Below are 26,131 nucleotides of genomic sequence, written 5' to 3'. Positions count from 1 at the left end.
CTCCACAAGTTCGCGCCGACCGGCTTTTGCCGGCGGCTTCGCGAGCGCGCGGGGTGCCGTGGGCCAAGCGCTCGGGCGTGCGATGCGAGCAGAGGCGATTTTCGAAACCCATTGCGGCCACCGGCCGGGCGCGTTTTCCGCCCGGCACGCGCCGCGTCATGATCGCGCGCGGAACGCCCTGTACGGCCGTGGCCCGCGCGCCCGGAGAACAATAAATGACCACGCGTATGCTGATCGACGCACGCCACCGGGAAGAAACCCGGGTGGCTGTCGTCAAAGGGAACCGAATCGAAGAGTTTGATTTCGAATCTGCCGAGCGCAAGCAGCTCAAGGGGAATATCTATCTCGCCAAGGTAACCCGGGTCGAACCGTCGCTGCAGGCGGCGTTCGTCGATTACGGCGGCAATCGCCATGGCTTCCTGGCCTTCAGCGAAATCCACCCCGATTACTACCAGATTCCCCGCGAAGACCGCGAGGCGCTGCTGCGCGAAGAGGCCGAGCATGCCGCGCAGGAAGCCGCCTTGCGCGCCCAGCAGGACGCCGAGGACGACGATTACGAAGACGGCGATCACGAAGCCGACGATCAGGAGATCGACGAGGATTCGGTCGAACGCTTCGAGGACGACGGCGGCGTCGATGCCGAAGCCGCCGCCGAGGAAAGCGGCCGCCGTCGCAGCCGGGGGAAGAGCCAGTCGGACGATGCCGTCGAGGATCTGCGCGAACGCCGCATGAACCTGCGCCGCCGCTACAAGATCCAGGACGTGATCCGCCGGCGGCAGGTGCTGCTGGTGCAGGTCGTCAAGGAAGAGCGTGGCAACAAGGGTGCGGCGCTCACCACCTATCTCTCGCTCGCCGGCCGCTATTGCGTGCTGATGCCCAACACGTCGCACGGCGGTGGCATTTCGCGGAAGATCTCGAACGCGGGCGACCGCAAGCGGCTCAAGTCGATCATGGCCGAGTTGACGTTGCCGCCCTCGATGGGGTGCATCGTCCGCACCGCCGGGCTTCAGCGCACCAAGGTCGAGATCAAGCGTGACTTCGATTATCTCGCTCGGCTGTGGGACGGCATTCGCGAGACGACGTTGCAATCGTCGGCGCCCGCGCTCGTCTATGCCGACAGCGATCTGATGAAGCGCGCGATCCGCGACATCTACAATCGCGAGATCGAAGAAGTGATCGTCGAGGGCGACGAGGGCTATCGTCAGGCCAGGGAGTTCATGAAGCTCCTGATGCCGAGCCATGCCCGCAAGGTGCGGCACTATTCCGATCCCGTGCCGCTGTTCCAGCGCGCGGGCGTCGAGGATCAGCTTTCGGCGATGTACCACCCGGTCGTTCAGCTCAAATCGGGCGGCTATCTCGTCATCAATCCGACCGAGGCGCTCGTCTCGATCGACATCAACTCCGGCCGCTCGACGCGCGAGCACAATATCGAGCAGACCGCGACCGCGACCAACCTTGAGGCCGCGACGGAGATCGCGCGCCAGTTGCGCTTGCGCGACATGGCGGGCCTCGTCGTCATCGACTTCATCGACATGGACCATTCGTCCAACGTTCGGAAGGTCGAGAAGGCGATGAAGGAGGCGCTCAAGAACGACCGTGCGCGCATCCAGGTCGGACGCATCTCGTCGTTCGGGCTGATGGAAATGAGCCGCCAGCGGCTGCGCACCGGCGTCCTCGAAGCCTCGACACGCCCGTGCCCGCATTGCGAAGGCACCGGGTTCGTCCGCACCGCCTCCTCGGCGGGGTTGTCGGCGCTGCGCCTGCTCGAAGACGAGGCCGCACGCGGTCGCGGGTCGCAGTTGACGCTGCGCGCGAGCCAGGAAGCGGCATATTACATGCTCAACCGCAAGCGCGCGGAGCTCGCCGAGATCGAGGATCGCTACGGCGTCACGATCGAGGTGATCCCCGATGGCGAGCAGGAGGGCGCGCGTATGACGGTCGAGGCGTCCGGTCCGCCGCCCGAGCACCCGCCGCGTTTCGACGCGCCGATCATCGAGGTCGATGAGGAGGAATATCCCGAGGAGGACGAGGTCGAGGCCGAGGATGAGATCGACGCCGAGGAAGGCGAAGACACCGAAGAGCGTCCCCGCTCCGGTGAGCCGCGCGCTGAAGGCGATGCGCGTGGTCGTCGTCGTCGTCGTCGTGGCCGTCGCGGTCGCAATCGTCCCGAGGGCGAGCAGGCCGAGGGTGAGCAGGACGAAGCCGTGGAAGCGGCTGCGACCGAGGCGTACGCGAGCGAGGCCGATGTGGCTCCGGTCGAAGTCGCCGCGGCCGACGCCGGCGAGGGCGGTGAAGGCCGCCGCCGCCGGGGCCGTCGTGGCCGTCGCGGTGGCCGTCGCGGTGAGGGCGAAGCCGCCACGTCGGCCGACGCATCGGGGAACGAGGCGCCTGCCGGCACGCTGCTGGAGGGCGTAGAGGAAGGCTCGATCGAGGCCGAGGCGCTCGCCGATTATGCGGCGGATGCGGAGGCGGTCACCCCCGCCGAGGCGCCTGTGGAGGCGGAAGCCGTTGAGGAGGCGCCCAAGAAGAAGGGCCGTCGCCGCAAGGCTGCTGCCGATGCCGAGACTCCGGCCGAACCGGCGCCGGTGGCCGAGGCGGAAGCCCCCGTCGTCGAGACCGAGAAGCCCAAGCGCAAGCGCCGCACCAAGGCCGAGATCGCTGCGGCCGAAGCCGCTGCGGCCGAGGCACCGGCGGTAGAGGAAGAAGCCAAGCCCAAGAAGCGCCGTGCCCCGCGCCGCAAGGCCGAAGCAGGCGAGGGCGTGGAAGAGGCCACTCCCGCCGCCGCGCAGCCCGCGTCTGAGGCGGCTGTCGCGTCCGAGCCGCAGCCCGAGGCCACGACCGCGATCGATCCTGATCCGGGCGAGGCCGGCTCGCCGCGTCGCGGCTGGTGGCAGCGCACCTTCGGCGCGTGACCGGACCCGGCGGAGCTTGTCTGATGGCAGGCTCCGCCGGAACCGCTTCACCGTGGGTTCACGCCACGCCGAGCAGGGAGCGCCGAGCCGATTTATGCTTCGAGTGAAACGCCTCTTCGCCGGCCTCGCCGCCGCGCTGCTCCTGTGCGCACAGCCCGCCGCCGCGCAATCGATCCTGCGCGACGCCGAGACCGAGGCGCTGTTCAACGACATGTCGCGGCCGCTGATCCTCGCCGCCGGACTGTCGCCAAACACCGTCAAGGTGATCCTTATCAACGACGATTCGATCAACGCGTTCGTCATCGGCGGCCAGACCGTCTATGTCCATTCGGGCCTGATCGCCGCCGCCGACAACGCCAACCAGGTTCAGGGCGTGATCGCGCACGAACTCGGGCATATCGCCGACGGGCATGTCGTGCTCGCCGACGCGGGTTATCGCCCCGCGCTCGGTATCTCGATCCTCAGCCTCGTGCTCGGCGTCGCCGCCATGGCGGCCGGGGCGGGCGACGCGGGCGCGGGGATCCTCGCTGCCGGACAGACCGCGGCTGGTTACAAGGCAGCCGCGTTCAGCCGCGTCCAGGAATCGACCGCCGATGCGACCGGCGCCAAGTTTCTCCGCCAGGCGGGGATCAGCGGCAAGGGCATGCTCACCTTCTTCAAGAAGTTGCAGAGCCAGGAATATGCGGTCGGACTGCAGAATATAGATCCGTTTGCGCAAAGCCACCCGTTGAGCGGCGAACGCATCGTCACGCTGACCGCCGACGTGACCGCATCACCCGCCTACAACAAGCCGCTCGACCCCGATCTCGAGGAACGTTTCAAGCGGGTGAAGGCGAAGCTGACCGGCTATGTCGCCGATCCCAAGACCACGCTCAACATCTACCCGGCGAGCGACACCTCCGAATACGGCCATTATGCGCGTGCCTATGCGTGGCACAAAGCCGGCTATCCCGACAAAGCCGATGCCGAAACCAAGGCGCTGCTCGCGATCAAGCCGCACGATCCCTACTTCCTCGAAGTGCGCGGCCAGATTCTCCTCGAAGCGGGCAAGCCGCGCGAAGCGCTGGCGCCGCTGCGCGAGGCGACCGACCTGACGCGAACCGCGCCGTTGATCGCGACCACGTTCGGCCATGCGCTGATCGCCACTGAGGACAAGGCGAATTATCCCGAGGCGGTGAAAGTGCTTCGCTCGGCGGTTGCGCGTGACGATGACAACCCGTTCGCCTGGTATCAACTCGGCACTGCGTATGAGCTGTCGGGTGACGCGCCGCGCGCGATGCTCGCCACGGCCGAGCAAGCGAGCCTGACCGGCGACATCCCGCGCGCCGCCTATAGCGCGAAAGCGGCGCTGGCCGGGCTTCCGCCCAACAGCATCGACTGGATTCGCGCACAGGACATCGCGATGACATCGATGAACGAGATTCAAGACAATCCTGAAAAGTACAAGAAACGCCGATGAGCCGATTGACGATACCGCTTTCCGCGCTGCTCGGCGCCGTGCTTGGCGCCGGCGCGATGCTCTGGGGCAGCGGCCATTTCGCACCTCTGGGTGATCGCTCGCAGATCGAGCAGGTCGTGCACGACTATCTGCTCGCACACCCCGAAGTGTTGCCCGATGCGATGGATGCGCTCCGCGACAAGCAGCATGCCAGGACGATCGCCGACAATCGCGCGGCGATCCTGGAGCCGTTCGGCAGCGCTTGGGCGGGGAGCGCGCATCCCGACCTGACCATCGTCGAATATTACGACTATAATTGCGGCTATTGCCGCGCGAGCCTTCCAGCGATCGCGCAGTTGCTGGCGAGCGATCCCAAGTTGCGCATCGTGTTCCGCGAATTTCCGGTGCTCGCGGATTCGAGCGCGAGCGCGGCGCGCATGAGCCTCGCCGCCGCCGAGCAGGGCAAATTCAAGCCTTTCCATGATGCGCTTTATGCGGGCGGCCCCGTTACCGATCGCTCGATCGCGGCGGCGGCGAAGGTCGCGGGCGTCGATCCCGCGCGAGCGGCGGCATTCGCCCCCACGGCCGATGCCGAAATCGCGGCGAACATGGGTATCGCCCGCCAATTGGGGCTTACCGGTACGCCGAGCTGGGTGATCGGCAACCACGTCGTGTCCTCCGCGCTGCCGCTGGATGAATTGCAGAAGCTGGTGGCGCAGGCGCGGGCCAAGAGCTGACCTGCTCCTAGCGATAGGCGGACACGGCTTCATGCTCGGCCTGCGCGCTTCCGGCGTGCATCCGCTGATCGATCATCCGCTGCCAGAACGCCGCTTCCCGCTGCGCGCGTTCGGCGCATTCGCGCGAGCGACGCGCCAGGTCGATCATGTCTTCCAAAGTCATTGTTGCCCCCATTTCAAAGACGTTGCGTCGCGGCCCAACGTCGCGATGCACCACAGGATGCCACGGAAAAATCGTTAACCCTTTGTGATGTGGCATTGCCGGGACGAGCCGCGTCAACGCACGCGCCGTTGCGGTGCCGCGCGGTCATCCCTATTTGCGCCGCCACAAGGGGAAGCACATGCAACCGATCCTGTCTGTCCGGGGCGTTTCGAAAACCTACGCCTCGGGCCACCGCGCGCTCGATCCCGTCGATCTCGATATCGCCAAAGGCGAAATCTTCGCGCTGCTCGGGCCCAACGGCGCGGGCAAGACCACGCTCATCAGCATCATCTGCGGCATCGTCACGCCATCGACCGGCACGATCACGGTGATGGGGCACGACGCGATCCACGACTTCCGCGCCGCGCGCAGCGTGATCGGGCTGGTGCCGCAGGAACTTTCGGTCGACATGTTCGAAACGGTGCTGGCGAGCGTCCGCTATAGTCGTCGGCTGTTCGGCAAGCCCGGACACGACAGCTATATCGAACAAGTCCTGCGCGACCTGTCCTTGTGGGACAAACGCAACGCGCGGATCCGCGAGCTGTCGGGCGGGATGAAACGCCGCGTGCTGATCGCCAAGGCGCTTAGCCACGAACCCGACGTGCTGTTCCTCGACGAGCCCACCGCCGGCGTCGATGTCGCGCTGCGCCGCGACATGTGGAAGCTGGTCCACCGGCTCCGCCAGAAGGGCACCACGATCATCCTCACCACGCATTACATCGAGGAGGCCGAGGAGATGGCCGATCGCGTCGGCGTGATCGACAAGGGCCGCATCGTCCTGATCGAAGAGAAGACCGAATTGATGAAGAAGCTCGGCAAGCGCCAGATGCTGATCTCGCTGCAGGAGCCGATGGCGGCGACCCCCGCCGATCTCGCTGACTGGCATCTGACGCTAGAGGACGAGGGGCATATCCTGCGCTACGTTTTCGACGCACAGGCCGAGCATACCGGCATTCCCTCGCTCCTGCGCAAGCTGACAGAGCTCGGTATCGGCTTCAAGGATCTGGAGACGAGCAAGTCGTCGCTGGAGGACATTTTCGTCGATTTGGTCGAGCGCAAGGAGCAAGCGGCGTGAGCGCAGGCATCAATACCCACGGCGTCTGGGCGATCTATCGCTTCGAAATGGCGCGCTCGCTTCGTACGATCTGGCAGAGCGTCGCCACCCCCGTCATCACCACGTCGCTGTATTTCGTCGTGTTCGGCGGCGCGATCGGATCGCGGATCAACACGGTCGGCGGGGTCGGTTACGGTAGCTTCATCGTCCCCGGCCTCATCATGCTGTCGCTCCTGACGCAGAGCATCTCGAACGCGTCGATCGGCATCTACTTCCCGAAGTTCACCGGCACGGTGTTCGAGCTGCTGTCGGCGCCGGTCACCGCGATGGAGATGGTGGCGGGGTTCGTGGGGGCTGCGGCGACCAAGTCGATCGTGCTCGGGCTGCTGATCCTGGCGACCTCGGCGTTGTTCGTCCCGCTCCATGTCGCGCATCCGCTCGCGATGATCGCGTTCCTGGTGCTGACCAGCGTGACGTTCAGCCTGTTCGGCTTCATCATCGGCATCTGGGCCAACGGGTTCGAACAGCTCTCGGTGGTGCCGGCGTTGCTCGTCACGCCGCTGACCTTCCTCGGCGGCGCGTTCTATTCGATCGACATGCTGCCGCAGCCGTGGCGGACGATCAGCCTGTTCAACCCGGTGGTGTACCTCATCAGCGGGTTCCGCTGGAGCTTCTTCGACAAGGGCGATGTCAGCATCGGGTTGAGCTTGGGCGTGACCGCAGGTTTCATGGCGGCCTGTCTGGTGGCGATCGCGGCGATCTTCCGCACAGGCTGGCGGCTGAAGAACTGATCCGTCGCCCCGGCGCAGGCCGGGGCCGCTATGTCAAGAAGCACATCGGCCGCCCAACACGCAACGGCCCCGGCCTGCGCCGGGGCGACGGTTCAGTGTATGATCGGCAGCGTCACCTTCGATCCGGCGCACACCCGCTGCGTCGCCTTGACGAAATCGGCCGGTTTCGCGCGCGCGATGTTGGGCACGAAGGTCTGCGGGTTGCGGTCGATCACCGGGAACCAGCTCGACTGCACCTGCACCATGACGCGATGGCCCTTTTGGAAGACGTGGTCGTGGTCGCGCAGCGGGACGTCCCAGGCGATCACGCGGTTGGGCACCAGCGGGCGTGGCGCGGTGTCGCTGGCGAGGAACTTGCCGCGCCGCACCTCCATCGCGATCGGCCACTGATAGCCGTTGAGCTGGCGCGTGTAGGCGCCGAGCGGCGCGGCCATGTCGAACTGCTCGTAGGTCTGCGGCAGCACGTCGATCAGCTTGACCACGAAATCGCTGTCGGTGCCGCTGGTGCTCGCCATCAGCGTGGCCGCAAGCTTGCCGGTGACGGTGAGGTCGGCATCGAGCGGTGCGCTGACATAGCTCAGCACGTCGGGGCGATGATCGACGAAGCGCTGGTCCTCGCTTTCCCACCAGCGCCATTCGGGGCGCGGATAGGTCGACGAGATCGGGCGCGGCCGGAACGGCACGGGATTGGCGGGATCAGACACATACTCGCGGCACGCCTCGCCCTTCGCCGGCGCGGTAAACGAGAGCGAGCCATCGGCGTGCAAATACAGGTCGGTCGGCGCGCTGCCCGCCGGCGGCCAATGCCGATAGGTCTTCCACAGATTCGATCCCGATTGCAGCATCTTCGCTTCGAAGCTCGGGCGTTCGCCGGTGCCGTGCAGCCAGTAGCGGAAGAACGGCGCTTGGATCTGCTCGCGGAACTCGGCGCCGGTGTCGCGGCCAAGCGGGATTCGTCCGAGCATGTCCATCTTGCCCTGCCACGTGCCGTGCGCCCACGGCCCCGCCACCATCTGCGCGAGATGATCGGGATCGTTGGCCTGCTGCTTCTGGTAAATCTGCCAGCTTCCCCACGGATCTTCCTGATCCCAGAAGCCCGCGACGTTGAGCGTCGGCACCGTCGTCTTGCCGAGCGCGGTCGTCCAGTTCTGGCCGGTATAGAAGCTGTCGTGGTTGGGATGGTCGAGCAAGGCGTTCAGCATCGGCACGCTGCCCTTGAAATAGCGCGTGTCAAGGGTCTCAACCGCGCCGAGCGCGAGGAACCACTCGTAGGTATCGACATTGCCATAATCGAACGGCTTGTTTTGGGTCTTGTCGACCTGGAGGCTCGAGACCCAGTCGGTGGTATAGCTCAACCGCAGCGCGCCGTTGCGGTGGAGATCGTCGTTCTGCCAATAATCGATCCACGCCGCTTGCGGGCTGACCGCCTTGAGCGCCGGATGGGGGTGGACCAGCGACACGGCGGCGGCGAAGCCGGGGTAGGAGACCCCCCACATGCCGACGCGGCCATTATTGCCCGGCACGGATTTGACCAGCCAGTCGATTGCGTCATAGGCGTCGGTCGCCTCGTCCACCGCCTTGGGATCGGCGGGATGCACCGCCGTGGACAGCGTGAACACGCCGTCCGAGCCGAACCGCCCGCGCATCGACTGGAAGACGAAGATATAGCCGTCCTTGGCGAGCGACTGCCAGCCAAGCGGCATGGTCTTGGGGGCAGACTCCGGCACCCCGTACGGCGTGCGCTGGAGCAGGATCGGCAACGGCTCGGCGCGGTCGCGCGGGCGCAGGATGACGGTCTCCATCTTCGCGCCGTCGCGCATCGGCACCATCACCTTTTCGTAGGTGAAGGGCGACTGCTGCACCGCCTCGGCAACCGGGGCGGCTTGCGGGCGGGCGGCGACGAGTGCGGGCAGGGCCGTGGCTGCCAGCAGCAGCATGAGACTTGGTGGGGCACGCATCCGAACTTCCTCCCGTTTTCCGGGAGCCTAGCCGGGATCGGCGCGCGCTGCCAATGGGATCAGAGCGGGATACGCGCCATCAGGAAGTCTGGCATCGGACCGTTCCAGCCGTCGTCGGGGCCGTCATCCGGCTCACGGCGATCCCGGCGCGGGGCGCGATCGTCGCGCGGCGGGCGCGTGTCGCGGGGCGCGCGGTCTTCGCGCGGGGGGCGCGCTTCGCGGACGGGTTCGGCAACCGGTTCGCTCTTCGCGGCGGGGGCCTTCGGCTCGGCCTTTTTCTTCCCGCGCGTGCGCTTGCGCGGGCCTTCGCCTTCGGCATGGGCTTCGTCGATCGCGCCTTCGAAGCGCTCGATCTTCATGCCGGTGAGCTTCTCGATATTCTCGATATTCTCGGCATCGTCGGCGGTCGCGAAGGTGAAGGCGACGCCGGTCGCGCCAGCGCGGCCGGTGCGGCCGATGCGGTGGACGTAATCGTCGGGATGCCACGGCGCATCATAGTTGAAGACGTGGCTGACGCCCTTGATGTCGAGTCCGCGCGCGGCGACGTCGGAGGCGACGAGGATGTTGACGTCGCCTTTCTTGAAGCGTTCGAGTTCGGCGATGCGCTGCGCCTGTTCCATGTCGCCGTGGATTTCGGAGGAGCGGAAGCCGGCGCGCTGCAAAAGCTTGTTAAGGTCGCGCACAGTGGTCTTGCGGTTCGAGAAGATGATGGCGGTCTTCACGTCCACCGCGTTCAGCAGTTCCTCGAGCTTTTCGCGCTTCTTGGAGGCGGTGACGGGGACGAGCCACTGTTTGATGTTGGTGTTCGCCGTGGCCGGGCGCGCGACCTCTATCGTTTTGGGATTGCTGAGGAATTTGTCCGCGAGCTTCTTGATGACCGGCGGCATCGTCGCCGAGAACAGCAAGGTCTGGCGCTGCGGCGGCAGCTTGGTGCAGATCTCCTCGATATCGGGGATGAACCCCATGTCGAGCATCCGGTCTGCCTCGTCGATCACCAGCAGCGAGCAGCCGGTGAGCAGGATCTTGCCGCGCCCGAACAGGTCCATCAGCCGGCCCGGCGTCGCGATCAGCACATCGACGCCCTTTTCGAGCGCGGCCATCTGATCGCCCATCGAGACGCCGCCGATCAGCAGCGCCATCGAGAGCTTGTGATATTTGCCGTACTTCTCGAAATTCTCGGCAACCTGCGCCGCCAATTCGCGCGTCGGTTCGAGGATCAGCGAGCGCGGCATGCGCGCGCGGCTGCGGCCGTGGGCGAGAATGTCGATCATCGGCAGCACGAACGACGCGGTCTTGCCGGTGCCGGTCTGGGCGATGCCGATGATGTCGCGCATCATCAGCACGCTCGGGATCGCATTGGCCTGGATCGGAGTCGGCTCGGTATAGCCGGCCTCGGTCACGGCTGCGAGAAGTTCGTCGGAAAGGCCGAGATCGGCAAAGGTCATGAAGGTTCCGGATTATTAACGCGCCGCGGGGCGATAGCGCCTACAGGCCCGCCTAGCGCTTGCGGATTGCCGCGCGAATGTCAAGAAAAAGGGGAGGTTAACGCCGTTCCACGAGCCGTCGGAAGGTCTCGATCGGGCATACCCCGCCCGATCGTGAGCGAATCGCGTCACGTCCGGCGCACAGCAGGCCGTCGTCGGGCAACCGCAGATAGAGGTCGGGGTAGAAGTCGAGCGCCGGGCAATCGTCGTCGAAGCGCGCGCGGATGCGCTCGCCCGTTTCGAGCAGCAGGTCGATGCTGTCGCTTCCGGTGATGACCGCGCGGTCGAGCGTGGTCAGCGGCACGCATTTCGGCCCGCGCTTCTCCTCCAGCCGCACCGGCCGATCGGGCCGCTCGCGGCTTCCGTGCGGATCGGTCATGCGCGGGATGCGAATGACGATGCGCGAATGGAAGGTGAGCTGCGCCATTTCGATCCGCTCGATCGGCGCGTCACGCGGCCGATCCGCCGCTGCGGCAGGGGCGAGCGCCAGCAGCGCGAGGAGGGTAGCGACCGGATTCGACATGGACCTCTTCGGGTTAACCGCGACGCTTGAACAGATGATGAATTCGCACGGCGGGACTTGGCCGTGCGATTGCAGGGCGTAACACGCGCGTGATAGGCGCGGGTTCCATGAATACAGCACAGTCCGCGCTCGTCGATGCGGTTCGTTCGGCGCTCGGCGAAAAGGCGGTCGTCACCGATCGGCACGACATCGCCCCGTGGGAGGCCGACTGGCGCGGGCGCTACCACGGCCATGCGCCCGCGATCCTCGCGCCGGACACGCTCGCGGGCGTCGTGACGGTGCTGGCGCTGGCGCATGCGGGCGGTGTGCCGATCGTGCCGCAGGGTGGCAACACTTCGATGGTGGGCGGCGCGACCCCGCCCGCCGATGGATCGGCGCTGATCCTGTCGCTGCGGCGGATGAACCGCATCCGCGAGATTTCGGCGGCGGACAATCTCGCGGTCGCCGAGGCCGGCGTGATCCTCGCGGATCTGCATAGGGCGGTGGCGGAGCGGGGCCGGCGCTTCCCGCTGACGCTCGGCGCACGCGGCAGCGCGACGATCGGCGGCCTGACCTCCACCAATGCCGGCGGCACGCAGGTGCTGCGGTTCGGGACGATGCGCGGACTCGTCGCCGGCGTCGAGGCGGTGCTGCCCGACGGCAGCGTTCATGACGGACTGGCGGCGCTGAAGAAAGACAATCGCGGCTATGACCTCAACCAGTTGCTGATCGGGGCGGAGGGGACGCTAGGCGTCGTCACGGCCGTGACGTTGCGGCTGGCGCCGGCGGTCGCCGGGCGCGCGGTGGCGTGGGCCGCACTCGCCGATCCCGCCGACGCGCTAGCGCTGCTGCGCCGCCTGGAAGCAGCGACCCACGCGATCGAGGGTTTCGAGATCATCCCCGGCGATTCGCTCCGGCTCGTGCTCGATCATGTTCCGGGCACGCGCGCGCCGCTCGCGGGCACGCATCGCTGGCACGTGCTGATCGAGGCGACCGCGAGCGAGCCGCAGGAGGAGGCCCCCGCCGCGCTGCTCGAACGGCTGCTCGCCCCCGCCATCGCCGACGGCCAGGTGGCCGACGCGGTGATCGCGGCGAGTGAGGCGCAGGCGGAAGCGCTCTGGCGAATTCGCGATTCTCTGTCCGAGGCCGAGCGCGCCAGCGGCCCGGCGGTGCAGCACGACATATCGGTCCCGGTAGCGGACATGCCGCGCTTCATGATCGAAGCGGCGGCGGCGTGCGAGGCACGCTTCCCCGGCGTCCACGCCACGGCGTTCGGGCATCTCGGGGACGGCAACGTCCATTTTCACGTCCGCGCGCCCGCCGGCGCCGATCCCGCGCGATGGTATGCCGAGGACGCACCGGGCATCACGCGCTTCGTCAACGATCTGGTCGTCGCGTCCGGCGGCTCGATCTCGGCCGAACATGGCATCGGCCAGATGAAGCTCCGCGAACTCGAGCGGCTGTCGCCACCGGCGCGGCTCGCGACGCTCCGCGCGATCAAGGGCGCGCTCGATCCGCACGGGATTATGAACCCCGGCAAGCTCGTCACGCTTGCGCCGATCCCGCGCGCGCCATAGAGGCCAGCGCCAATCGGCGCGCTCGCTAGCGGCCCGCTTACACGACCCTTTGGAGATGACGTATGGCCAGCGCGCCGCAACAAGCCTCGCTTCCCTTGTTCTACAACGCGCTCGAACCGCTTTCGAGCGGAGCGCACGCCGCGTTCAAGCTGCGCCAGATCGATCGCGCACCGTTCCTCGTCAACCAGCATGCGATTCCCGTGACGGTCGACGAGTTCATCCACGTCCAGCGCAGCATGCCGATTGTCTTCACCGCGGGCGACGATGCGGTGCCGATCGCGCTGATGGGCCTGAACGAAGGCGTCAACGTCTTCATCGACGAGGAAGGCAAGCTGACCGATCCGTCGGTGTACGTCCCGGCCTATGTCCGCCGCTATCCGTTCATGCTCGCCAAGCTGACCCCGGACGCGCAGGAACTATCGCTGTGCTTCGATTCGACCGCCGACGTGATCGGCGCGTTCGACGAGGGCGAGCCGCTGTTCGAAGACGGCAAGCCGACCGAGATCGTCCAGAACATCCTCCAGTTCAACGAGATGTTCGAAGAGGCCGGCGCCCGCACCGGCAATTTCATGCGCGAACTGCGCGAATTGGGGCTGTTGATGGAAGGCGAGATTTCGATCCAGCCCGAAGGCGCGCCGCAGCCGTTCGTGTATCGCGGCTTCCAGATGGTGAACGAGGAGAAGCTTAACGAGCTGCGCGGCGACCAGCTTCGCAAGATCCAGAAGAACGGCATGTTGCCGCTGCTCTATGCGCACCTGTTCTCGCTGCAATTGATGCCGCAGGTGTTCGATCGCCAGAACCGTCTGGGCAAGGTGCCGCTGCCGCAATTCCCGAACTGAGCAGGGGCGGGGCGGGTTTCGCCCCACCGTGCCTACCGGCTTCGACAATGGGCTTCCGCTCGCGCGGGAGCCCATTTCCTTTGGTGGATGATCGTGCGTCACGCGGCGCTGCATCATAGCCGCACGCGCGTCGATCGGACGGGGTAATGTCACAAAAGCGTAAGACTTCCGCCATTTCGGCGGGTTCGTCGCAATGTGATTTTTTGGCCTTGAAGGCCCCATACCCCCTGCCTATATTGCGGTTGCGTGGCTTCGTGTCCCCCCTTTCGCGAGGCCATGCGATACGCTTTCAGCGTATCTCCTCCCTGAACCTTGGCCACCGCGTGCTCGGCACGCGGTGGTTTTTTTGTATTCCGACGCTGGAGATTGGTGGGGTCGGGAGCGGGCCGGGGAGGCTATTCCGCCGCGATCGCGGCGGGGCCCGGAAGCGCTTCGTCCGCCACCGCCGTGATGATCCGTCGGAGCAAGGCGGTGGTCGCGATCAGGCCGTCACCGGGCCGGTCGAGCGCGCCGTCGAGGTACAGCGCGCGATCGAACTCCAGTTGCACCGCGAAGATGTGGCGCGCCGGGTCGGCATGGGTGTCGATGATGTGCCCGCCCGCATAGGGCACGTTGAGCGCCACCGGCACGCCGGCGGCGGTGGCCTCGGCCTCGATCCGCGCGATCATCCGCGACGGCGCGGCGCGACCGAAGCGGTCACCGATCACGAGGCGCGCCTGTCCCGCCCCGAGCGAGGGCATCGAATGCACGTCGAGCAGCACCGCCACGCCGAAGCGCTCCCGCGCGGCCGCCAGCAGCCCGCGCAGCGCGGCGTGATAGGGGCGGTAATCCCGCACGATTCGCGCGGTCACTTCCTCGCCGTCGAGCTTGCGCCGCCAGATGTCGCCGGTGCTGGCGGTGCGGCGCGGGATCAGCCCCAGGCCGCCGCGCAGCTTCGCGGTCGCCGCCGGCAGCGACTTCAACGACACGCCGGTGTCGATGGCGGGATCGCGCTCCTGCTCGCTGCGGTTGAGGTCGATCCAGGCGCGCGCGCGGCGCTGCACGATCATCGCCTCGTCGCCACGCGCGCCCAGCGCGAGCGTATCGGCATGGCGATCCTCGAGCGCGACGAGCGTCGCCGGCGGGACCCGCAGCGCCGCGCGCATCGTCAGCGGATAGTCGCGCCCGGCGTGCGGCACCGAAAGCACGACCGGGCTGGCCGGAGCGTCCGCGTCATACAGATCGAAGGACGGAAGTGGCTGCGCCATGGCGCGAGCCTACGCCCCGCCACGGGCCACCGCAATCACGGGATGGCGGCTGGAAAATGTTAAGGGCTTTGCGCATAGACGCCGCTCGAAGGCTTGGGCGGAACGCGATGATACGGATTTTGTTGGCGGAGGACGATCGCGTGATGCGCGAGTACCTCACGCGCGCGCTGGAGCGCTCGGGCTATGCGGTGAGCGCGGTCGATCGCGGTACGGCGGCGATCCCGCTGCTGAAGACCGAACATTTCGACCTGCTGCTGACCGATATCGTCATGCCCGAGATGGACGGCATCGAGCTGGCGCAACATGCCGGGGAGATAGCGCCCGATCTGCGCGTGATGTTCATCACCGGCTTCGCCGCGGTCACGCTGAAGGCCGGCAACACGATCCCGCGCGCGCGCGTGCTCTCCAAACCCTTCCATCTGCGCGAGCTCGTGCTGGAGGTGGATCGCATGTTCGAGATGGAGCGCGTGAGCGGCGGCTGATTTTTTTCTGACAAACCGCGCTTGCGTGCGGGGCAAACCCCCGTTATTGGGCGCGGCTCGCAAGGCTCACGGGCCAAGCGCGTGGGCGTGTAGCTCAGTGGTAGAGCACTGTGTTGACATCGCAGGGGTCGCAAGTTCAATCCTTGCCACGCCCACCATTTTTTGGCTCTATCCGGTCATTTTCGGCTCCTTTGCTGACTGACCGGATAGACCGCCTTCGGCGCAGTTTCGGCGCAAAGTGCCCGGTGCGCGGAGATCGATCTCTCCCAGGATGTCTTGCAGGGCGCGGGTGACCGTTTCGAATCGGCCGATGGCGTACACCTCGGTCGATCCGGTCACGTCGTGGCCCATGAAGCCTTCGAGATCCCATTTGGCGACGCCGCGGTTGCGCAGGATCGTCGCTAGGCTGTGGCGGAGCAGGTAGGGCTTCCACTCGCGGCCTTCGGGCAGCTTCAGCTCGGTTAGCATGGTGTTCCACGCGCGCTTCACGTTGAGCACGGGCTTGCCGTAATAATTGACCAGGAAGCCGGCGCCCTTGCGCGCGGCGGGGTCGAGGCTGCGGTAGGCGGCCAGCTCGGCGGCGAGCCATTCCTCGAGTTGCGGCAGGACCGGGATGACGGGCCGATATTTGTTGGTCTGGCGCCGGCCGAAGGGGTTGAGATCGAGCGTCGGGGCGCCCGAATGCCATTGCTCGCGCTCGGGGGCGACGCAGATGTCCACCACCGAGTCGGGGCGGGCGAGTGTGCAGAGCGACGCCACGATGAAGGCGTGCAGCGAGGCGCGCTTCTTGCTCGCCTCGGCCGCGTAAGCCAGCATGTCGGCGATCACCGGCACCTCGACGCGGTGCCGGCGCGGGCGGGAGACCTGCTTGCGTGGCAGCGGGCGATAGACCGGACGCTTCTCCGAGCGGGGCGGATCGGCGTTGACGGCATGGTTGAGGGCGGCCGCCACCTGCAGCACCGATTCTTCGGTGGTGGCGCCCGAACGCGGGCGCGAGGCGGTGACATCGCCGGCCTTGTTGCGCCACACCACCGGCTGCTCCTTCGACCAGGCGCGGAACGCGGTGACGAACACGTTGCCGCAGGCGGCGGCGCAGCTCGTCTCGATCCCGAACACGCCGCCGGCGCGCGCCTCCTCGGCATCGAGGAAATCGAGGACGTGCTTCAGGCGCGCGCGGATACTGACGGCCGAATCCTGAAGGTCGCCGTGCTCGAGCATGTAATCCGCGATGGCATCGCTGAGCAGATAGGCGTCGGCGGAGGCCAGCGGCTGGCCGCAGGCGTGGCAGAAAGCCGGGCCTTCGCCCTTGTCGCTCAGGTAGCGCCGGTCGAGCTGGACGACGGCTTTGTCAGCGTCGTCCGTGCCCGTTGAGAGGCTCGCTTCGCGTCGCTTCTCGGGATCGTACCAGAAGACGTACCAACTGGACGAGCGGGGCGTGCCGTCCTCGCGGCGGAGCTTGTCGAGCCAGTATTTGCCTCGGCGATAGATTGGCGCCTCGCGTGCCGGCATCGTGTCTGTTCCTCGAGATATTGGGCTTTGGCGGTGTGGAGGAGGCCGATGAGGCCGAGGCCGACCAGCAGATCGAGATCGGCGGCGGTCAGATCGACGCCGCGCCCCACCTCGGCGGCGCGGCAGACGCGCTTGTCGAGGTGGACGATGGAGGGGATCGTGCCGGTCATGCCGCGAGCCTCCGCTCAGCTTGTGCGCGCGCCTTCGGGCGCGGCGGTATCCAGAAGGTGCGAGCATGCTCGACGCGCGGGCCTCGCTTGTCCCAGACGAACCAGGCGTAATCGACCTTGCCGCCCTTCCATGCGCGGCGCGGGCCGAGCTGATCGATCCGGTCGCCGGGCGGCATCGATGGCCGCTCGGCGAGGACGTAGATCGACGGCGGGAAGTCTCGGAACAGGCTCACCCGTCCAGAGCTAGCCAGCCACTTTATGGGCAACAACGCCGCTACTTTGTGCGTAGAGATTTGGAGCGCCCGGCGAACGAACTTTTCGGCGAGGCCGCGCACCAGCTTGCCGTCCTGATAGGAAAAGGGCGGGTTCATGACGATCGAGAGCGGGTGACAGCGCTCGATCAGCAGCATCTGCGCGCCGAGAAAATCATGCTCGGCCAGGAACAGGCTGCTGTCGGTGCGCTGGACGATATCGGTGCCGAACGCCGTCATCCCGCGATTTGCGAGCACCTGCGGGATCGTACAGAGGCCGCAGGTCGGATCGAGATAGTGGACGTCGCTTTCCAGATCGACGACGTCGCACAGCCGCTCGGTCACCCACGCTTGCTCGACATACCAGTCCCAGGGGTGGCGCTGTTCGCCTTCCGGGGTGGTGGTGATTTCGCCGGATTTCATGCTGTTTCCTTCGGGCGCGCTGCATGGTGTAGGACAGGGCAATTGACGGCTCGCGGGTCGATAATGGCTCACGCCCCACGATCGCTTGCGTGGCGCTTTTTGATGAGAAGCCGAACGTTGCTCCCCGTTGCCCAAGCGAACATGACGGCCGCGACGGCGAGGATAGCTGTGCGGGTGCCGTTAAAAGGCGCCAGGAGCAGGACAGCGAGCGCGAGCAAGGCCGCGGCCACCTTGAGGATCACCGATGCCGTGACGACGCCGAAGCTCCCCATGAGATGCCTGGCGGCGGGGTTGCCTTCGCTGAGGCCGTCGTAGCGGAGGCATAGAACCGTGCTAATGCCATCGCCAAGCTGCAGCGTGAGGACGATCGCGAACAGGATGGTGTCGATCATGCCGGGCCGCCTGGGTACTGCCGACGGCCGGAACTTCCCGGCCGTCGGCACCCAAGGTGCGGGCACTCCCGGCGTGCAATCGCGCCCCGCGTGCAACGCCAACAACACGATGACATGGTCGCGCGCGGCATCAGGCGAGACCCAGCGCTTGCATGTAGGTTTCGAGCAGCGCCGCGGCTTCGTCGCGGTGGTGCTTCTCCATTTTGCGCAGGCGGACGATCTGCCGGATCGTCTTCGTGTCGAACCCGGTGGACTTGGCTTCGCCGTAGACGTCCTTGATGTCGTCGGCGATCCCGCGCTTTTCTTCCTCAAGGCGCTCGATACGCTCGATGAGCAGGCGCAATCGGTCGGCGGCAATGGTGTCGGTCATAATCGGCTCTCCAGGTTGAAAAGGTCAGCGCAGCATGCCGAGCAGGCCGGCGAGCCAGGGGGTGAAGCCGCCGGCATCGAACAGCAGCGCGGCGGTGCCCGCCACGGCGACGAGCGCGACGACGTTCCAGCCGACCAGCGGCCGATCCGTGCAGGACGCGGGGTGGCACGCGCGGCAGCGGCACGCCTGATCGTGGATCGCGGCTGGCATCATCGCTTCGCGTCGAAGCTGGCGAGGAACGCCACGAAGAGGATCGGCAGCGCGAGGATCGTGACGACGATGATCGCCGCGGATCGCACGCGCGAGCGGCGCGGCGCGCTTGGGGGCGGCATCATGCATGATCGCCCGCCTGCGCGCCGTCGTTCCCCGCGCAGCGGCTGCACTGGTCCGGCGCGGTCCAGGCGCAGCAACCCGCTTCGCTTTCGCACGGATCCCAATGCGAGCAGCCGCAGGTACCGCAGACGCGCGGATGGCGATCGGCTGGTTCCTCGGCCAACTGGCGATAAACGAGCGGATCGAACGGGAAGGCGTTGGCGAGCGCGCGGAGCGTCAGGTCGTTGCGGGCGTGCGCGCCTTCGGTTTCCAGCAACGCGATGAGCGCGACGGTCTTGCGGCGGTCGCGCCCGCGCGGGGTGATGCTCTCGGCGAGGCGCTCTATGGTGAGGCCGGCGGCGAGGCGGCGCAGCTTGAGGTAGCGCCACGGCGTCATGCGCGCCGGCGCGCCGATCTGCTCGGCGGTTCTGCGCATTTCGGAAGGCTGGATGTGCATCATCGCATCGGTTCCTTTCGGGCAAGGGGGTGCCGATGCCGGCAGCGGGGAGGCTGCGGCCGGGTCGGCGGTTCGGACGGGTAGGGGCGGGCGGGCTATCCCGCGCGGATCAGCCGCTTTCGATCATGGCCCCAGCCTCGGTTTCGGGGCCGAGCGGCTGCTCGTCGTTGGCGGGCACGCGGGTATCGTCATTGGCGGGCCGCGCGCGCGCCACGCGCAGGTTCTGGTTGCCGATCGGCAGCATGACGTCCGGGTTCGGCCGCGCGCTCGGGCGGATGGTGCGGATGATCGAGATGCCGGCGAGCATGGTGTGCCCGCACTCCTCGTTCTCGCAGGACAGGCGCACCTCGCGATATGTCGGCGTGACCTGTTCGCTGCTGCGCACGATGGTGCGCGTCCCGCAATGCGGGCAGGTGATTCGTGGTAGTCTGGACTTGGTCGTCACGCGGTGCCTCCCCCGGCGCTTTCCCCGAGCGGCCCCGCGCCGCGCGGAAGGAAACTCTTTAGGCGCCCGATGAAGGTGCCGGCGGCGCGACGCGCCTGCTCGGCTTCGACCAGAGCGTGATGAACGGATGACGGGCTGACCGCGCCCGGCTGGGTGATGGCGATGCCGACGGCGAGCGCCTCTCCGCATTCCTTGGCGAAAACGGCAAGCTCGTCCGCCAGCGCGCGCTGGCAGGCGGATTGCTCGACGACCAGGGCATCGAGCTGAAAGGCGAACGCCTCGAGGATCGGCGAGCCTTCGCCGCCGGCGGCGCGATACGCCGCCTCGATCGCGAGCGCCTGATCGAGCGAGGGCGATTTGCGCGTCGCAGGATCGGACCATTTGCGCGCGAGGCTGGAGCTGCGCCGCACGATCCGCGCGATCTCGGGATAGTCGAGCACGGCCGCGACACGGCGGATGGCGTGCGGGAAGGTGAGGGGGGCAACGACCTTCGTCATCGTTTTAGCCCCTCGAACTGGACGTACAGCACGCCCCGATCGTCGCGGTTGAGCGACACGGTTGCGCCGTCGAGCGGATCGACGCCGGCGAGGTTGACCGAAGCGTGATGCTGGTCCCCCGCGATCTTCCAGAACGTCTGTAAGGTGTGGAGCAACGCGGGCAGGGTACGCACGCGCTCTTGCGCGATGCGCGCGGCCCCGCGTGCCGGGGCGTTGGCGAACAGATCAGCCACCGGCGCCTCGGTCCAAAATCGGCGCGCGATCGCACGCGACACCCAGCGGCGTCGGCGATAGGTCAGCGGTATGATCGCGAGGGTAGATGTCCGGCCGGAGCAAATATCGGGAAACGCCGGTCGCATCCTCGACCGCAAGCACATGCTCTGGCGGCAGGTGCTTGCCGTTTTGAAGCCATTTCCAAACAGTGGGCTGCGCCTTGCCGCAGATGCGGCCCAAGGCTGACTGCCCGCCAGCGATCTCGACCGCTTGGGTGAGTGCTTCGAACGGGGTGGGTTCTTGCTCCATGCGGTGGAGCTATCACCAAAGTTATATGTCGTCAATCACTAGAACGAAGTTTCATGCTATAACCAAAGTAATAGGGTTGAACCATGAGCTTAGGTGATCGACTCGTTGAACGGCTTGCTGCCACAGGTATGTCACAGGCAGAGCTCGCTCGACGAGTCGGTGTGACCCAGCCGTCGATCAACAACCTGATCAAACGGGGTGCGGGCGGCTCCTCGCGTATCCATAAGATTGCGCGAGCCCTCGACACCACGCCCGAGTATCTGCTGGGAGAGATCGACGATCCGGCAGCCGACGCTCGCCTTCCTGCTCCCCCAGCTCCCCAGTTGGTCATGATGCATGTGGCTTTCCCTAGTGAAGCCGCGCTGGCGCGCATGTTTCAAGGCCTGCTGCTCCCGCTTGATCTGACCAGGCCGAAGGACGAAATCGCGCAACTGCTCGCTCGGCGGCTGCCAACTGGCTTTGCACAGCTTCGAGATCTCGCACCCGAACACGCGCCGGCCGCACCGCGCGCTCGCGATGAAGCCGTTCCAGATCCCGCCAGAGATCATCGCGAATTGCCACCAGCGTCGCGCACATGACGTCGCAGCGGGGGCAGGCGAGATCGCAGCCTGGGGTCGATCGATATACCGGGGCGCTCAATGTTCGTCCAAAGTTTGTTCTTGTTTTATTCCAGTGCCACGGGGCGACGGTGTAGGAAATGCCATGCCGAGATGAGTGGCTTGGCGCGTAGCTGGGCGTTGCCCGCTCCTCTTGTTTTCAACCTGCAAAGCTCCAGATAGTTAGCTTAGACAGGGAGTCCGAAAATGGATGTTGCTACGCAAAATGCTTACCGGGCGCTTATCCGCGTTCTGGTCTCGTCCGGAGCGCTTTCAGGCGATGATGTGTCGGCGCTGGCCGAGGATCTCAAAAGCGTCGCGAAAGAGGCTTTCGACCAAAATTATGACGTCGATGGGGGCCAGCTTCAAAATGTGGCCGTCGACATTGCCGCCGACTATCGGACACGATAACTGTCCAGCTTCATGATATATTGGTCGTTCGTTTGAGACATGTGTCGAGACACCGGGTGCTGGACCGGATCGCATCAATGAGGTGGCGTCAGGTGCAACCCGTGTAAAATGCAGCGTCTCGTTGAGCTTGAGGTTGCTCTAGAATTCGAGCAGCCTCAAGCAGCGTTTGAGGAGCGCCTGGCGGTAGGGACGCGCGTCGCTCGCATGGTGAAGTCGGCGATGGCAGTTGGGGCATAAGGCGACGGCGTTTTCCACTACGTCCGGACCGCCGTCCGCAAGATGCTTGACGTGATGTACCTCCAAATAAGGTGTGCCTGACGCAGAAACGAAAGGGGCTGGCTTGTCGCAGGCTTCACAAATGCCTTTCGCTTGTTGCAGGATCCAAGCAACCACTTCAGGCGATCTGACGTATGTCGTTGTCAATCCGCTTCGAGTTCCTGGATTGCCCGATCCCAACGGCTTTGGGAGACTTCCGCACGCCATCAGCGTGTAGGCTCTGGTTTCCAAAACAGTGGGATCAGACGTGGGGTGCCGAGCATCGCTGCGCATTTTTGCGAGCAGTCTGAGAATTGTGGCACTTACGTTTGCTCCGACATGGTTCAAGGACGGCTTATAACGTGCGACGAACGGCTCGTTCGCCGCTACCATCACGGCGGATATGTTGGACATCCGGCGCCCAACGGCTCCTTCGTTCCGATTGGCAAGCGGGCCGGCGATCAGAGAACGATGGAGCAATGTCGGGGAGAATTGTGTTCCCGTCTTGTCCCCTGAGAGGACGTGAACGTAAGCTCGCAATGCGGCCTCAAGCTCATCATCCGTCCACTTGTCAACTTTCACCATCGGCGTGCTCCCGTCGACCCAACGCTGCTGCCAGGCGCAAAGTCAGTTCTTCGATTTGTTTGGTCTCGCATTCCCAAACGACGAGCACTTGCCAACCGAGCTCCCGCAGCGCGGCTATATTGCGTCCGTCGCGGTCTATGTTGGTCTCGAATTTCTCCCGCCAAAAATCGACCCTAGTCTTCGGCATGCTCGCCTTCGAACATTCGGGATGCCGATGCCAAAAGCAGCCATGAATGAATATTGCGGTTCTGTACCGCGGCAGCACTATGTCCGGACGGCCAGGTAGTTCGCGTCGGTGCAGTCTAAAGCGATAGCCTAGAGCGTGCAGCGCTCGGCGAACGAGGAGTTCGGGCTTCGTGTCCTTCCCCTTCACCCTCGCCATCAGACGGGAGCGTTCCGGCGAAACGTTCTCGAACTTGGGCGAACTCAAACCGGATGTTCGGCCAAATGCCGGCGCACGGATCGGGCTATGATCCGACCAAGCGTCACGGGCACCGCGTTGCCGATCAAGCGCCCCACGGTTTTCATGTGGACGCGCTGCCCCGGTGCGGTGAAGCGGTAGTCACGCGGAAAGGACTGAAGCATCGCGCCTTCGCGCAGCGATATGCCTCTGTCCTGCTCTGGATGCCCGAACCGACCGTTGCCGAACCCGTAGAATTGAGTCGTGATCGTTGGCGCCGGCTCGTTCCACTCCATGCGTCCGTATACCGAACGGTAGGTTTTGCCGCCGTCCGTCCGATGGCAGGCAGCGACGAGCTCGGGGTTCCAATCGCTCCAACTTCCGCCCTGCCGTGACTCGCGGATTCGTTTCAGGTTCAAATCCGACAAACGGCTAGCTTTATGAAGCTGGTCGTCGGGATCGACCTCACCTGCGGCCAAAGGAGGGAGATCTCCGATCTCGTCCATGACCGTCCGCTTCGCGGCCTTTTGCTGCGGCTCATCAAGCTCGATCGGTCCGAGCTTGGAGGCTAATACGACAAGCCGGCGCCGCTTCTGAGGCAAACCGTACTCAATCATGGGCACGATCTTCCTGCTGACTTCGTAGCCTCGATCGACCAGACGTGCTTCGAAACCATCAAGCAGCCGTCCTCCGTCGAAGTCGGCGAGTTTCGGAACGTTTTCCATAGAAACGACATCGGGCTCGCACCGGGCGATCAATTCGGAAAATTTATCGACCAAGCCATACTTGGCCTTGCCTCTGCCCTTCTGATTGTAGGTGGAGAACGGTTGGCACGGCGCGCAACCGACGAGCACCCGCCGACTGTGCTTCGCGAACAATCCCGTCAATTCCTCGCCGGTCAGTTCGTCGACATCTTTTTCCACGAATCTGGCGGCATTGTTGTACTCGAAAGCATAGCGACACGCCGGGTCGAGATCGATGCCCGCCGCGATCGAGAACCCCTCGTTGCGGAAGCCATGCGCCAAGCCGCCCGCGCCGCAAAACAGATCGACCACCGAGGCTACGCTCGGCCCGTGAGCCTGATCCCTGTTCGTTTCGGTGCTTTCGACCGCCTTCATCGCTCCGCTCGCGTCTGTTCCGGCGGTGCGCCGTACTCGATCCATTTAACCGAGTCGGCGGCTTTCGCAAGGAGAGCCGCCTCGACGCCGGAACACCGTCTCTACCATTTTCGGTGGGCCGTTGTAGGCGGGCAACGTGTTGAGTACGGTGACCCCATACGAGGGGAATCGCTTTGGCCGAATTCGAAATGACGTTGAGCCTCAACGTGCTCAACCATCTTGGAATTAACCTCTATAGCAACGTTCCTGCGATCTTAGCGGAGGTAGTCGCCAACGCGTGGGATGCCGACGCGGAGCATGTGACGATTGATATTTCGAAAGATGATGCGACCATAGTCATCACCGATGATGGCCACGGGATGACCGAAAGCGACATCAACTCGAAGTTTCTGACCGTCGGATATCAACGTCGTGAAGCCGCGGGAGAGGCGGTAACACCCCGCTTCGGGCGGCGCGTCATGGGCCGGAAGGGCATAGGTAAGCTCTCGCTTTTCTCGATCGCCGACGAAGTCGAAGTCCAGTCCGCTCGTGACGGGGAGCGCAACGGCTTCACTATGAAACTTTCTGACATCCGCGATAAGATCAAGGGCGGCGTAGGAAAGTACGTGCCGGAGTCGCTCGCGAAAACAGACCTGGTCGTGACGAAGGGCACGCGGATCGTTTTGCGTAACCTCCGAAAAAAATTGAACAATACCGAATCCGCGCTGAAGCGCCGGCTGGCGCGACGCTTCAGCATCATCGGCCCCGAGTTCCACTTCGACGTCCACGTGAACGGCGCGGCGGTTTCACCCGAAGACAGAGACTACGGACACAAGCTGCAATATCTCTGGCATTACGGTCCTAAAGGTGTGGCGTTACGCGGGCAGGCCAAGAAACTGGATCGCGAATCCGCTCGGACTATCGTCGGAGTAGATGGGTGGATCGGAACAGTGCGAGAAGCTGGCGCTCTCAAGGACGACGGGGGCGAAAACCTAAACCGGATCGTCGTCATGGTGCGGGGCAAATTGGCACAGGAAGATATTCTCGAACGGTTCAACGAAGGCGGTATTTATACCAAATACCTCATGGGCGAGATTCACGCCGACTTTCTAGATGTAGATGACGAAGAGGACATCGCAACCAGCAGCCGCCAATCGCTGATTGAGGACGATCCGCGTTACGAAGCTCTGAAGGAATCGATCGGTGTCGAACTGAAGTATATCCAGTCACAATGGACCAAGTTCAGAAATGAGACCGGAACTGCAGCGGCTATGGAAATCCCCGCGGTAAAAGATTGGTTTGGAGAACTCGTAGGGGATGATAAGAAGCGCGCTGCAACCCTATTTGGTCGTATAAATCAACTGACTGTTGACGATGGGGAGCAGCGGCGCACACTAATAAAGCACGGTGTTTTGGCTTTCGAGAGCTTGCGCTATAGAAAAAATCTTGATGCTCTGCAGGATATAACTCTCGACAACCTAGAATTGTTCGGGGTGATATTCGGTCATCACGACGATCTGGAAGCTACCCTTTACCACCAGATAATAGCAGGGCGCATTCGCGTGGTGAAAGCTTTGCAGCAGAAAGTCGATGAGAACGTCCTCGAAAAAGTCATCCAGCAACATCTATTCAATCACCTTTGGCTGCTCGATCCCTCGTGGGAAAGAGCTACCGAAACGCAGTACATGGAACAGCGCGTCGAGACTGAGTTTGCAAAGATAGATGCTGGCCTTACCGATGATGAAAAGAAAGCTCGGATCGATATAAAGTACAGAAAAACCGGCGGTCGCCACGTCATCATCGAACTCAAGAGGTCGGGAGTTCTAACCAATACTGACGCTTTATTGCAACAAGTTCGGAAATATCGGAATGCCCTTGAAAAGCTTCTGGGCGAGTATGGGCAATCGAACGACGCGGTGGAGATAGTATGCGTCGTCGGTAAGCCACTTAGCGATTGGACATCGGACCGCGCGAAAAAAGCTTCCGAAGACCAGATGAAATTTATCGATTCTCGTGTTGTTCTGTACCAAGAGCTGATCGAAAATGCATACCGTGCTTATCGGGAGTATCTCGACACCGACAAGGAGGCCGGTCGGGTGTTCTCTCTTATCGCGGCGATCGAGGAGAGTTTGCCCGCAGAGGATGATCTGCCAGTTTTAGCCTCGTCTGCCGAAAAAACGCAGGTCTCGTAAACTCGCAATTCTCTACACCATAGT

The 26,131-nt window shown here is 64.6% G+C and carries 30 protein-coding genes and 1 tRNA gene; 12 read left to right on the top strand and 19 right to left on the bottom strand.

The window, feature by feature from the left end; translation table 11 throughout:
• Window positions 1–215: 215 nt before the first annotated feature.
• From BLS81_RS07495 to BLS81_RS07485, 3 genes are all read left to right on the top strand, one after another.
• Complete coding sequence (locus BLS81_RS07495; RefSeq protein ID WP_256326119.1) at window positions 216–2,912, top strand: ribonuclease E/G; 2,697 nt, start codon at window positions 216–218, stop codon at window positions 2,910–2,912.
• Window positions 2,913–3,015: 103 nt separating this feature from the next.
• Entirely contained in the window at window positions 3,016–4,371 is a 1,356-nt protein-coding gene (locus tag BLS81_RS07490; RefSeq protein ID WP_093222725.1) for a M48 family metalloprotease, read from the top strand.
• Complete coding sequence (locus tag BLS81_RS07485; protein ID WP_093222723.1) at window positions 4,368–5,087, top strand: DsbA family protein; 720 nt, start codon at window positions 4,368–4,370, stop codon at window positions 5,085–5,087. The genes BLS81_RS07490 and BLS81_RS07485 overlap by 4 nt, the downstream gene beginning before the upstream one ends.
• Before the next feature lie 7 nt (window positions 5,088–5,094).
• On the opposite strand, the gene BLS81_RS20365 is transcribed toward BLS81_RS07485, so the two are convergent.
• Window positions 5,095–5,367: a hypothetical protein gene (locus BLS81_RS20365; protein ID WP_143023316.1), complete on the bottom strand. Its 273-nt coding sequence runs from the start codon at window positions 5,365–5,367 to the stop codon at window positions 5,095–5,097.
• 61 nt (window positions 5,368–5,428) lie between these two features.
• Here BLS81_RS20365 and BLS81_RS07480 point away from each other — a divergent pair, with 61 nt between their 5' ends.
• Together BLS81_RS07480 and BLS81_RS07475 are read left to right on the top strand one after the other, a co-directional pair.
• The gene (locus tag BLS81_RS07480; RefSeq protein WP_093222722.1) at window positions 5,429–6,364 is read left to right on the top strand and encodes an ABC transporter ATP-binding protein; all 936 of its coding nucleotides are present in this window, start codon (window positions 5,429–5,431) and stop codon (window positions 6,362–6,364) included.
• Between the two features lie 8 nt (window positions 6,365–6,372).
• Window positions 6,373–7,134 (top strand): ABC transporter permease, encoded by a 762-nt coding sequence (locus tag BLS81_RS07475; protein WP_093222978.1) that lies wholly within the window; start codon window positions 6,373–6,375, stop codon window positions 7,132–7,134.
• 92 nt (window positions 7,135–7,226) lie between these two features.
• Here the strand turns inward: BLS81_RS07475 and BLS81_RS07470 are convergent, their stop codons facing one another.
• The 3 genes from BLS81_RS07470 to BLS81_RS07460 form a co-directional block, all read right to left on the bottom strand.
• Complete coding sequence (locus tag BLS81_RS07470) at window positions 7,227–9,092, bottom strand: CocE/NonD family hydrolase (protein WP_093222720.1); 1,866 nt, start codon at window positions 9,090–9,092, stop codon at window positions 7,227–7,229.
• 59 nt (window positions 9,093–9,151) lie between these two features.
• Entirely contained in the window at window positions 9,152–10,537 is a 1,386-nt protein-coding gene (locus BLS81_RS07465) for a DEAD/DEAH box helicase (protein WP_093222719.1), read from the bottom strand.
• A 97-nt stretch (window positions 10,538–10,634) separates the two neighbouring features.
• Window positions 10,635–11,099 carry a hypothetical protein gene (locus BLS81_RS07460; RefSeq protein WP_256326117.1) on the bottom strand — a complete coding sequence of 155 codons (465 nt, stop codon included), beginning with the start codon at window positions 11,097–11,099 and terminating at the stop codon, window positions 10,635–10,637.
• 107 nt (window positions 11,100–11,206) lie between these two features.
• Between BLS81_RS07460 and BLS81_RS07455 the strand changes: the two genes are divergently transcribed.
• Together BLS81_RS07455 and BLS81_RS07450 are read left to right on the top strand one after the other, a co-directional pair.
• A complete protein-coding gene (locus tag BLS81_RS07455; protein ID WP_093222717.1) occupies window positions 11,207–12,655 on the top strand; it encodes an FAD-binding oxidoreductase in 1,449 nt (482 codons plus the stop codon).
• A 62-nt stretch (window positions 12,656–12,717) separates the two neighbouring features.
• On the top strand, window positions 12,718–13,494 hold the full coding sequence (locus BLS81_RS07450; RefSeq protein WP_093222716.1) for a SapC family protein: 777 nt from the start codon (window positions 12,718–12,720) through the stop codon (window positions 13,492–13,494).
• 395 nt (window positions 13,495–13,889) lie between these two features.
• Here BLS81_RS07450 and BLS81_RS07445 read toward each other — a convergent pair whose 3' ends face one another.
• Window positions 13,890–14,741, bottom strand: coding sequence for an N-formylglutamate amidohydrolase (locus tag BLS81_RS07445; RefSeq protein WP_093222714.1), 852 nt, complete (start codon window positions 14,739–14,741; stop codon window positions 13,890–13,892).
• A gap of 107 nt (window positions 14,742–14,848) precedes the next feature.
• Between BLS81_RS07445 and cpdR the strand changes: the two genes are divergently transcribed.
• The gene (gene cpdR, locus BLS81_RS07440; protein WP_093222713.1) at window positions 14,849–15,223 is read left to right on the top strand and encodes a cell cycle two-component system response regulator CpdR; all 375 of its coding nucleotides are present in this window, start codon (window positions 14,849–14,851) and stop codon (window positions 15,221–15,223) included.
• A gap of 83 nt (window positions 15,224–15,306) precedes the next feature.
• Window positions 15,307–15,381 (top strand) — tRNA-Val (locus BLS81_RS07435).
• Window positions 15,382–15,391: 10 nt separating this feature from the next.
• Here BLS81_RS07435 and BLS81_RS07430 read toward each other — a convergent pair.
• The 11 genes from BLS81_RS07430 to BLS81_RS07390 form a co-directional block, all read right to left on the bottom strand.
• Window positions 15,392–16,732 carry a site-specific integrase gene (locus BLS81_RS07430; RefSeq protein WP_093222711.1) on the bottom strand — a complete coding sequence of 447 codons (1,341 nt, stop codon included), beginning with the start codon at window positions 16,730–16,732 and terminating at the stop codon, window positions 15,392–15,394.
• Between the two features lie 166 nt (window positions 16,733–16,898).
• Entirely contained in the window at window positions 16,899–17,576 is a 678-nt protein-coding gene (locus BLS81_RS07425) for a hypothetical protein (RefSeq protein WP_093222710.1), read from the bottom strand.
• A 68-nt stretch (window positions 17,577–17,644) separates the two neighbouring features.
• The gene (locus BLS81_RS07420; RefSeq protein WP_093222708.1) at window positions 17,645–17,968 is read right to left on the bottom strand and encodes a DUF5658 family protein; all 324 of its coding nucleotides are present in this window, start codon (window positions 17,966–17,968) and stop codon (window positions 17,645–17,647) included.
• A gap of 130 nt (window positions 17,969–18,098) precedes the next feature.
• Window positions 18,099–18,338 (bottom strand): DUF2312 domain-containing protein, encoded by a 240-nt coding sequence (locus BLS81_RS07415; protein WP_093222707.1) that lies wholly within the window; start codon window positions 18,336–18,338, stop codon window positions 18,099–18,101.
• 24 nt (window positions 18,339–18,362) lie between these two features.
• Window positions 18,363–18,551, bottom strand: a complete 189-nt coding sequence (locus BLS81_RS07410; RefSeq protein ID WP_093222705.1) for a hypothetical protein — start codon at window positions 18,549–18,551, stop codon at window positions 18,363–18,365.
• On the bottom strand, window positions 18,548–18,673 hold the full coding sequence (locus BLS81_RS21050) for a hypothetical protein (RefSeq protein WP_256326116.1): 126 nt from the start codon (window positions 18,671–18,673) through the stop codon (window positions 18,548–18,550). The genes BLS81_RS07410 and BLS81_RS21050 overlap by 4 nt, the downstream gene beginning before the upstream one ends.
• A complete protein-coding gene (locus tag BLS81_RS07405; protein WP_093222704.1) occupies window positions 18,670–19,110 on the bottom strand; it encodes a hypothetical protein in 441 nt (146 codons plus the stop codon). Before BLS81_RS07405 ends, BLS81_RS21050 begins: the two co-directional genes overlap by 4 nt.
• Window positions 19,111–19,216: 106 nt before the next feature.
• Complete coding sequence (locus tag BLS81_RS21045; RefSeq protein ID WP_256326115.1) at window positions 19,217–19,552, bottom strand: Ogr/Delta-like zinc finger protein; 336 nt, start codon at window positions 19,550–19,552, stop codon at window positions 19,217–19,219.
• The gene (locus BLS81_RS21040) at window positions 19,549–20,049 is read right to left on the bottom strand and encodes a hypothetical protein (RefSeq protein WP_256326114.1); all 501 of its coding nucleotides are present in this window, start codon (window positions 20,047–20,049) and stop codon (window positions 19,549–19,551) included. Before BLS81_RS21040 ends, BLS81_RS21045 begins: the two co-directional genes overlap by 4 nt.
• On the bottom strand, window positions 20,046–20,282 hold the full coding sequence (locus tag BLS81_RS07395) for a hypothetical protein (RefSeq protein WP_093222701.1): 237 nt from the start codon (window positions 20,280–20,282) through the stop codon (window positions 20,046–20,048). The genes BLS81_RS21040 and BLS81_RS07395 overlap by 4 nt, the downstream gene beginning before the upstream one ends.
• Window positions 20,275–20,571 (bottom strand): transcriptional regulator, encoded by a 297-nt coding sequence (locus tag BLS81_RS07390; protein ID WP_093222699.1) that lies wholly within the window; start codon window positions 20,569–20,571, stop codon window positions 20,275–20,277. Before BLS81_RS07390 ends, BLS81_RS07395 begins: the two co-directional genes overlap by 8 nt.
• 83 nt (window positions 20,572–20,654) lie before the next feature.
• On the opposite strand from BLS81_RS07390, the gene BLS81_RS07385 reads away from it, so the two are divergent.
• Entirely contained in the window at window positions 20,655–21,149 is a 495-nt protein-coding gene (locus tag BLS81_RS07385) for a helix-turn-helix domain-containing protein (protein WP_093222698.1), read from the top strand.
• A gap of 225 nt (window positions 21,150–21,374) precedes the next feature.
• Window positions 21,375–21,578 carry a hypothetical protein gene (locus BLS81_RS20360; RefSeq protein ID WP_143023315.1) on the top strand — a complete coding sequence of 68 codons (204 nt, stop codon included), beginning with the start codon at window positions 21,375–21,377 and terminating at the stop codon, window positions 21,576–21,578.
• Window positions 21,579–21,716: 138 nt separating this feature from the next.
• Here the strand turns inward: BLS81_RS20360 and BLS81_RS21235 are convergent, their stop codons facing one another.
• The 3 genes from BLS81_RS21235 to BLS81_RS07370 are packed head-to-tail and all read right to left on the bottom strand — an operon-like array spanning window position 21,717 to window position 23,936.
• A complete protein-coding gene (locus tag BLS81_RS21235; protein WP_093222975.1) occupies window positions 21,717–22,418 on the bottom strand; it encodes an HNH endonuclease in 702 nt (233 codons plus the stop codon).
• Window positions 22,405–22,848 (bottom strand): very short patch repair endonuclease, encoded by a 444-nt coding sequence (locus BLS81_RS07375; RefSeq protein ID WP_256326113.1) that lies wholly within the window; start codon window positions 22,846–22,848, stop codon window positions 22,405–22,407. Before BLS81_RS07375 ends, BLS81_RS21235 begins: the two co-directional genes overlap by 14 nt.
• Window positions 22,845–23,936 (bottom strand): DNA cytosine methyltransferase, encoded by a 1,092-nt coding sequence (locus BLS81_RS07370; protein ID WP_093222695.1) that lies wholly within the window; start codon window positions 23,934–23,936, stop codon window positions 22,845–22,847. Before BLS81_RS07370 ends, BLS81_RS07375 begins: the two co-directional genes overlap by 4 nt.
• A 173-nt stretch (window positions 23,937–24,109) precedes the next feature.
• Between BLS81_RS07370 and BLS81_RS07365 the strand changes: the two genes are divergently transcribed.
• Window positions 24,110–26,107: a BbrUII/HgiDII family restriction enzyme gene (locus tag BLS81_RS07365; RefSeq protein WP_143023314.1), complete on the top strand. Its 1,998-nt coding sequence runs from the start codon at window positions 24,110–24,112 to the stop codon at window positions 26,105–26,107.
• Window positions 26,108–26,131: the final 24 nt, after the last annotated feature.

This window comes from Sphingomonas sp. NFR15 (genome assembly GCF_900103265.1).
Taxonomy (GTDB): domain Bacteria; phylum Pseudomonadota; class Alphaproteobacteria; order Sphingomonadales; family Sphingomonadaceae; genus Sphingomonas; species Sphingomonas pollutisoli.
The sequence above is the reverse complement of the archived record's forward strand: the minus strand, read 5'-3'. Positions and strand labels throughout refer to the sequence as shown.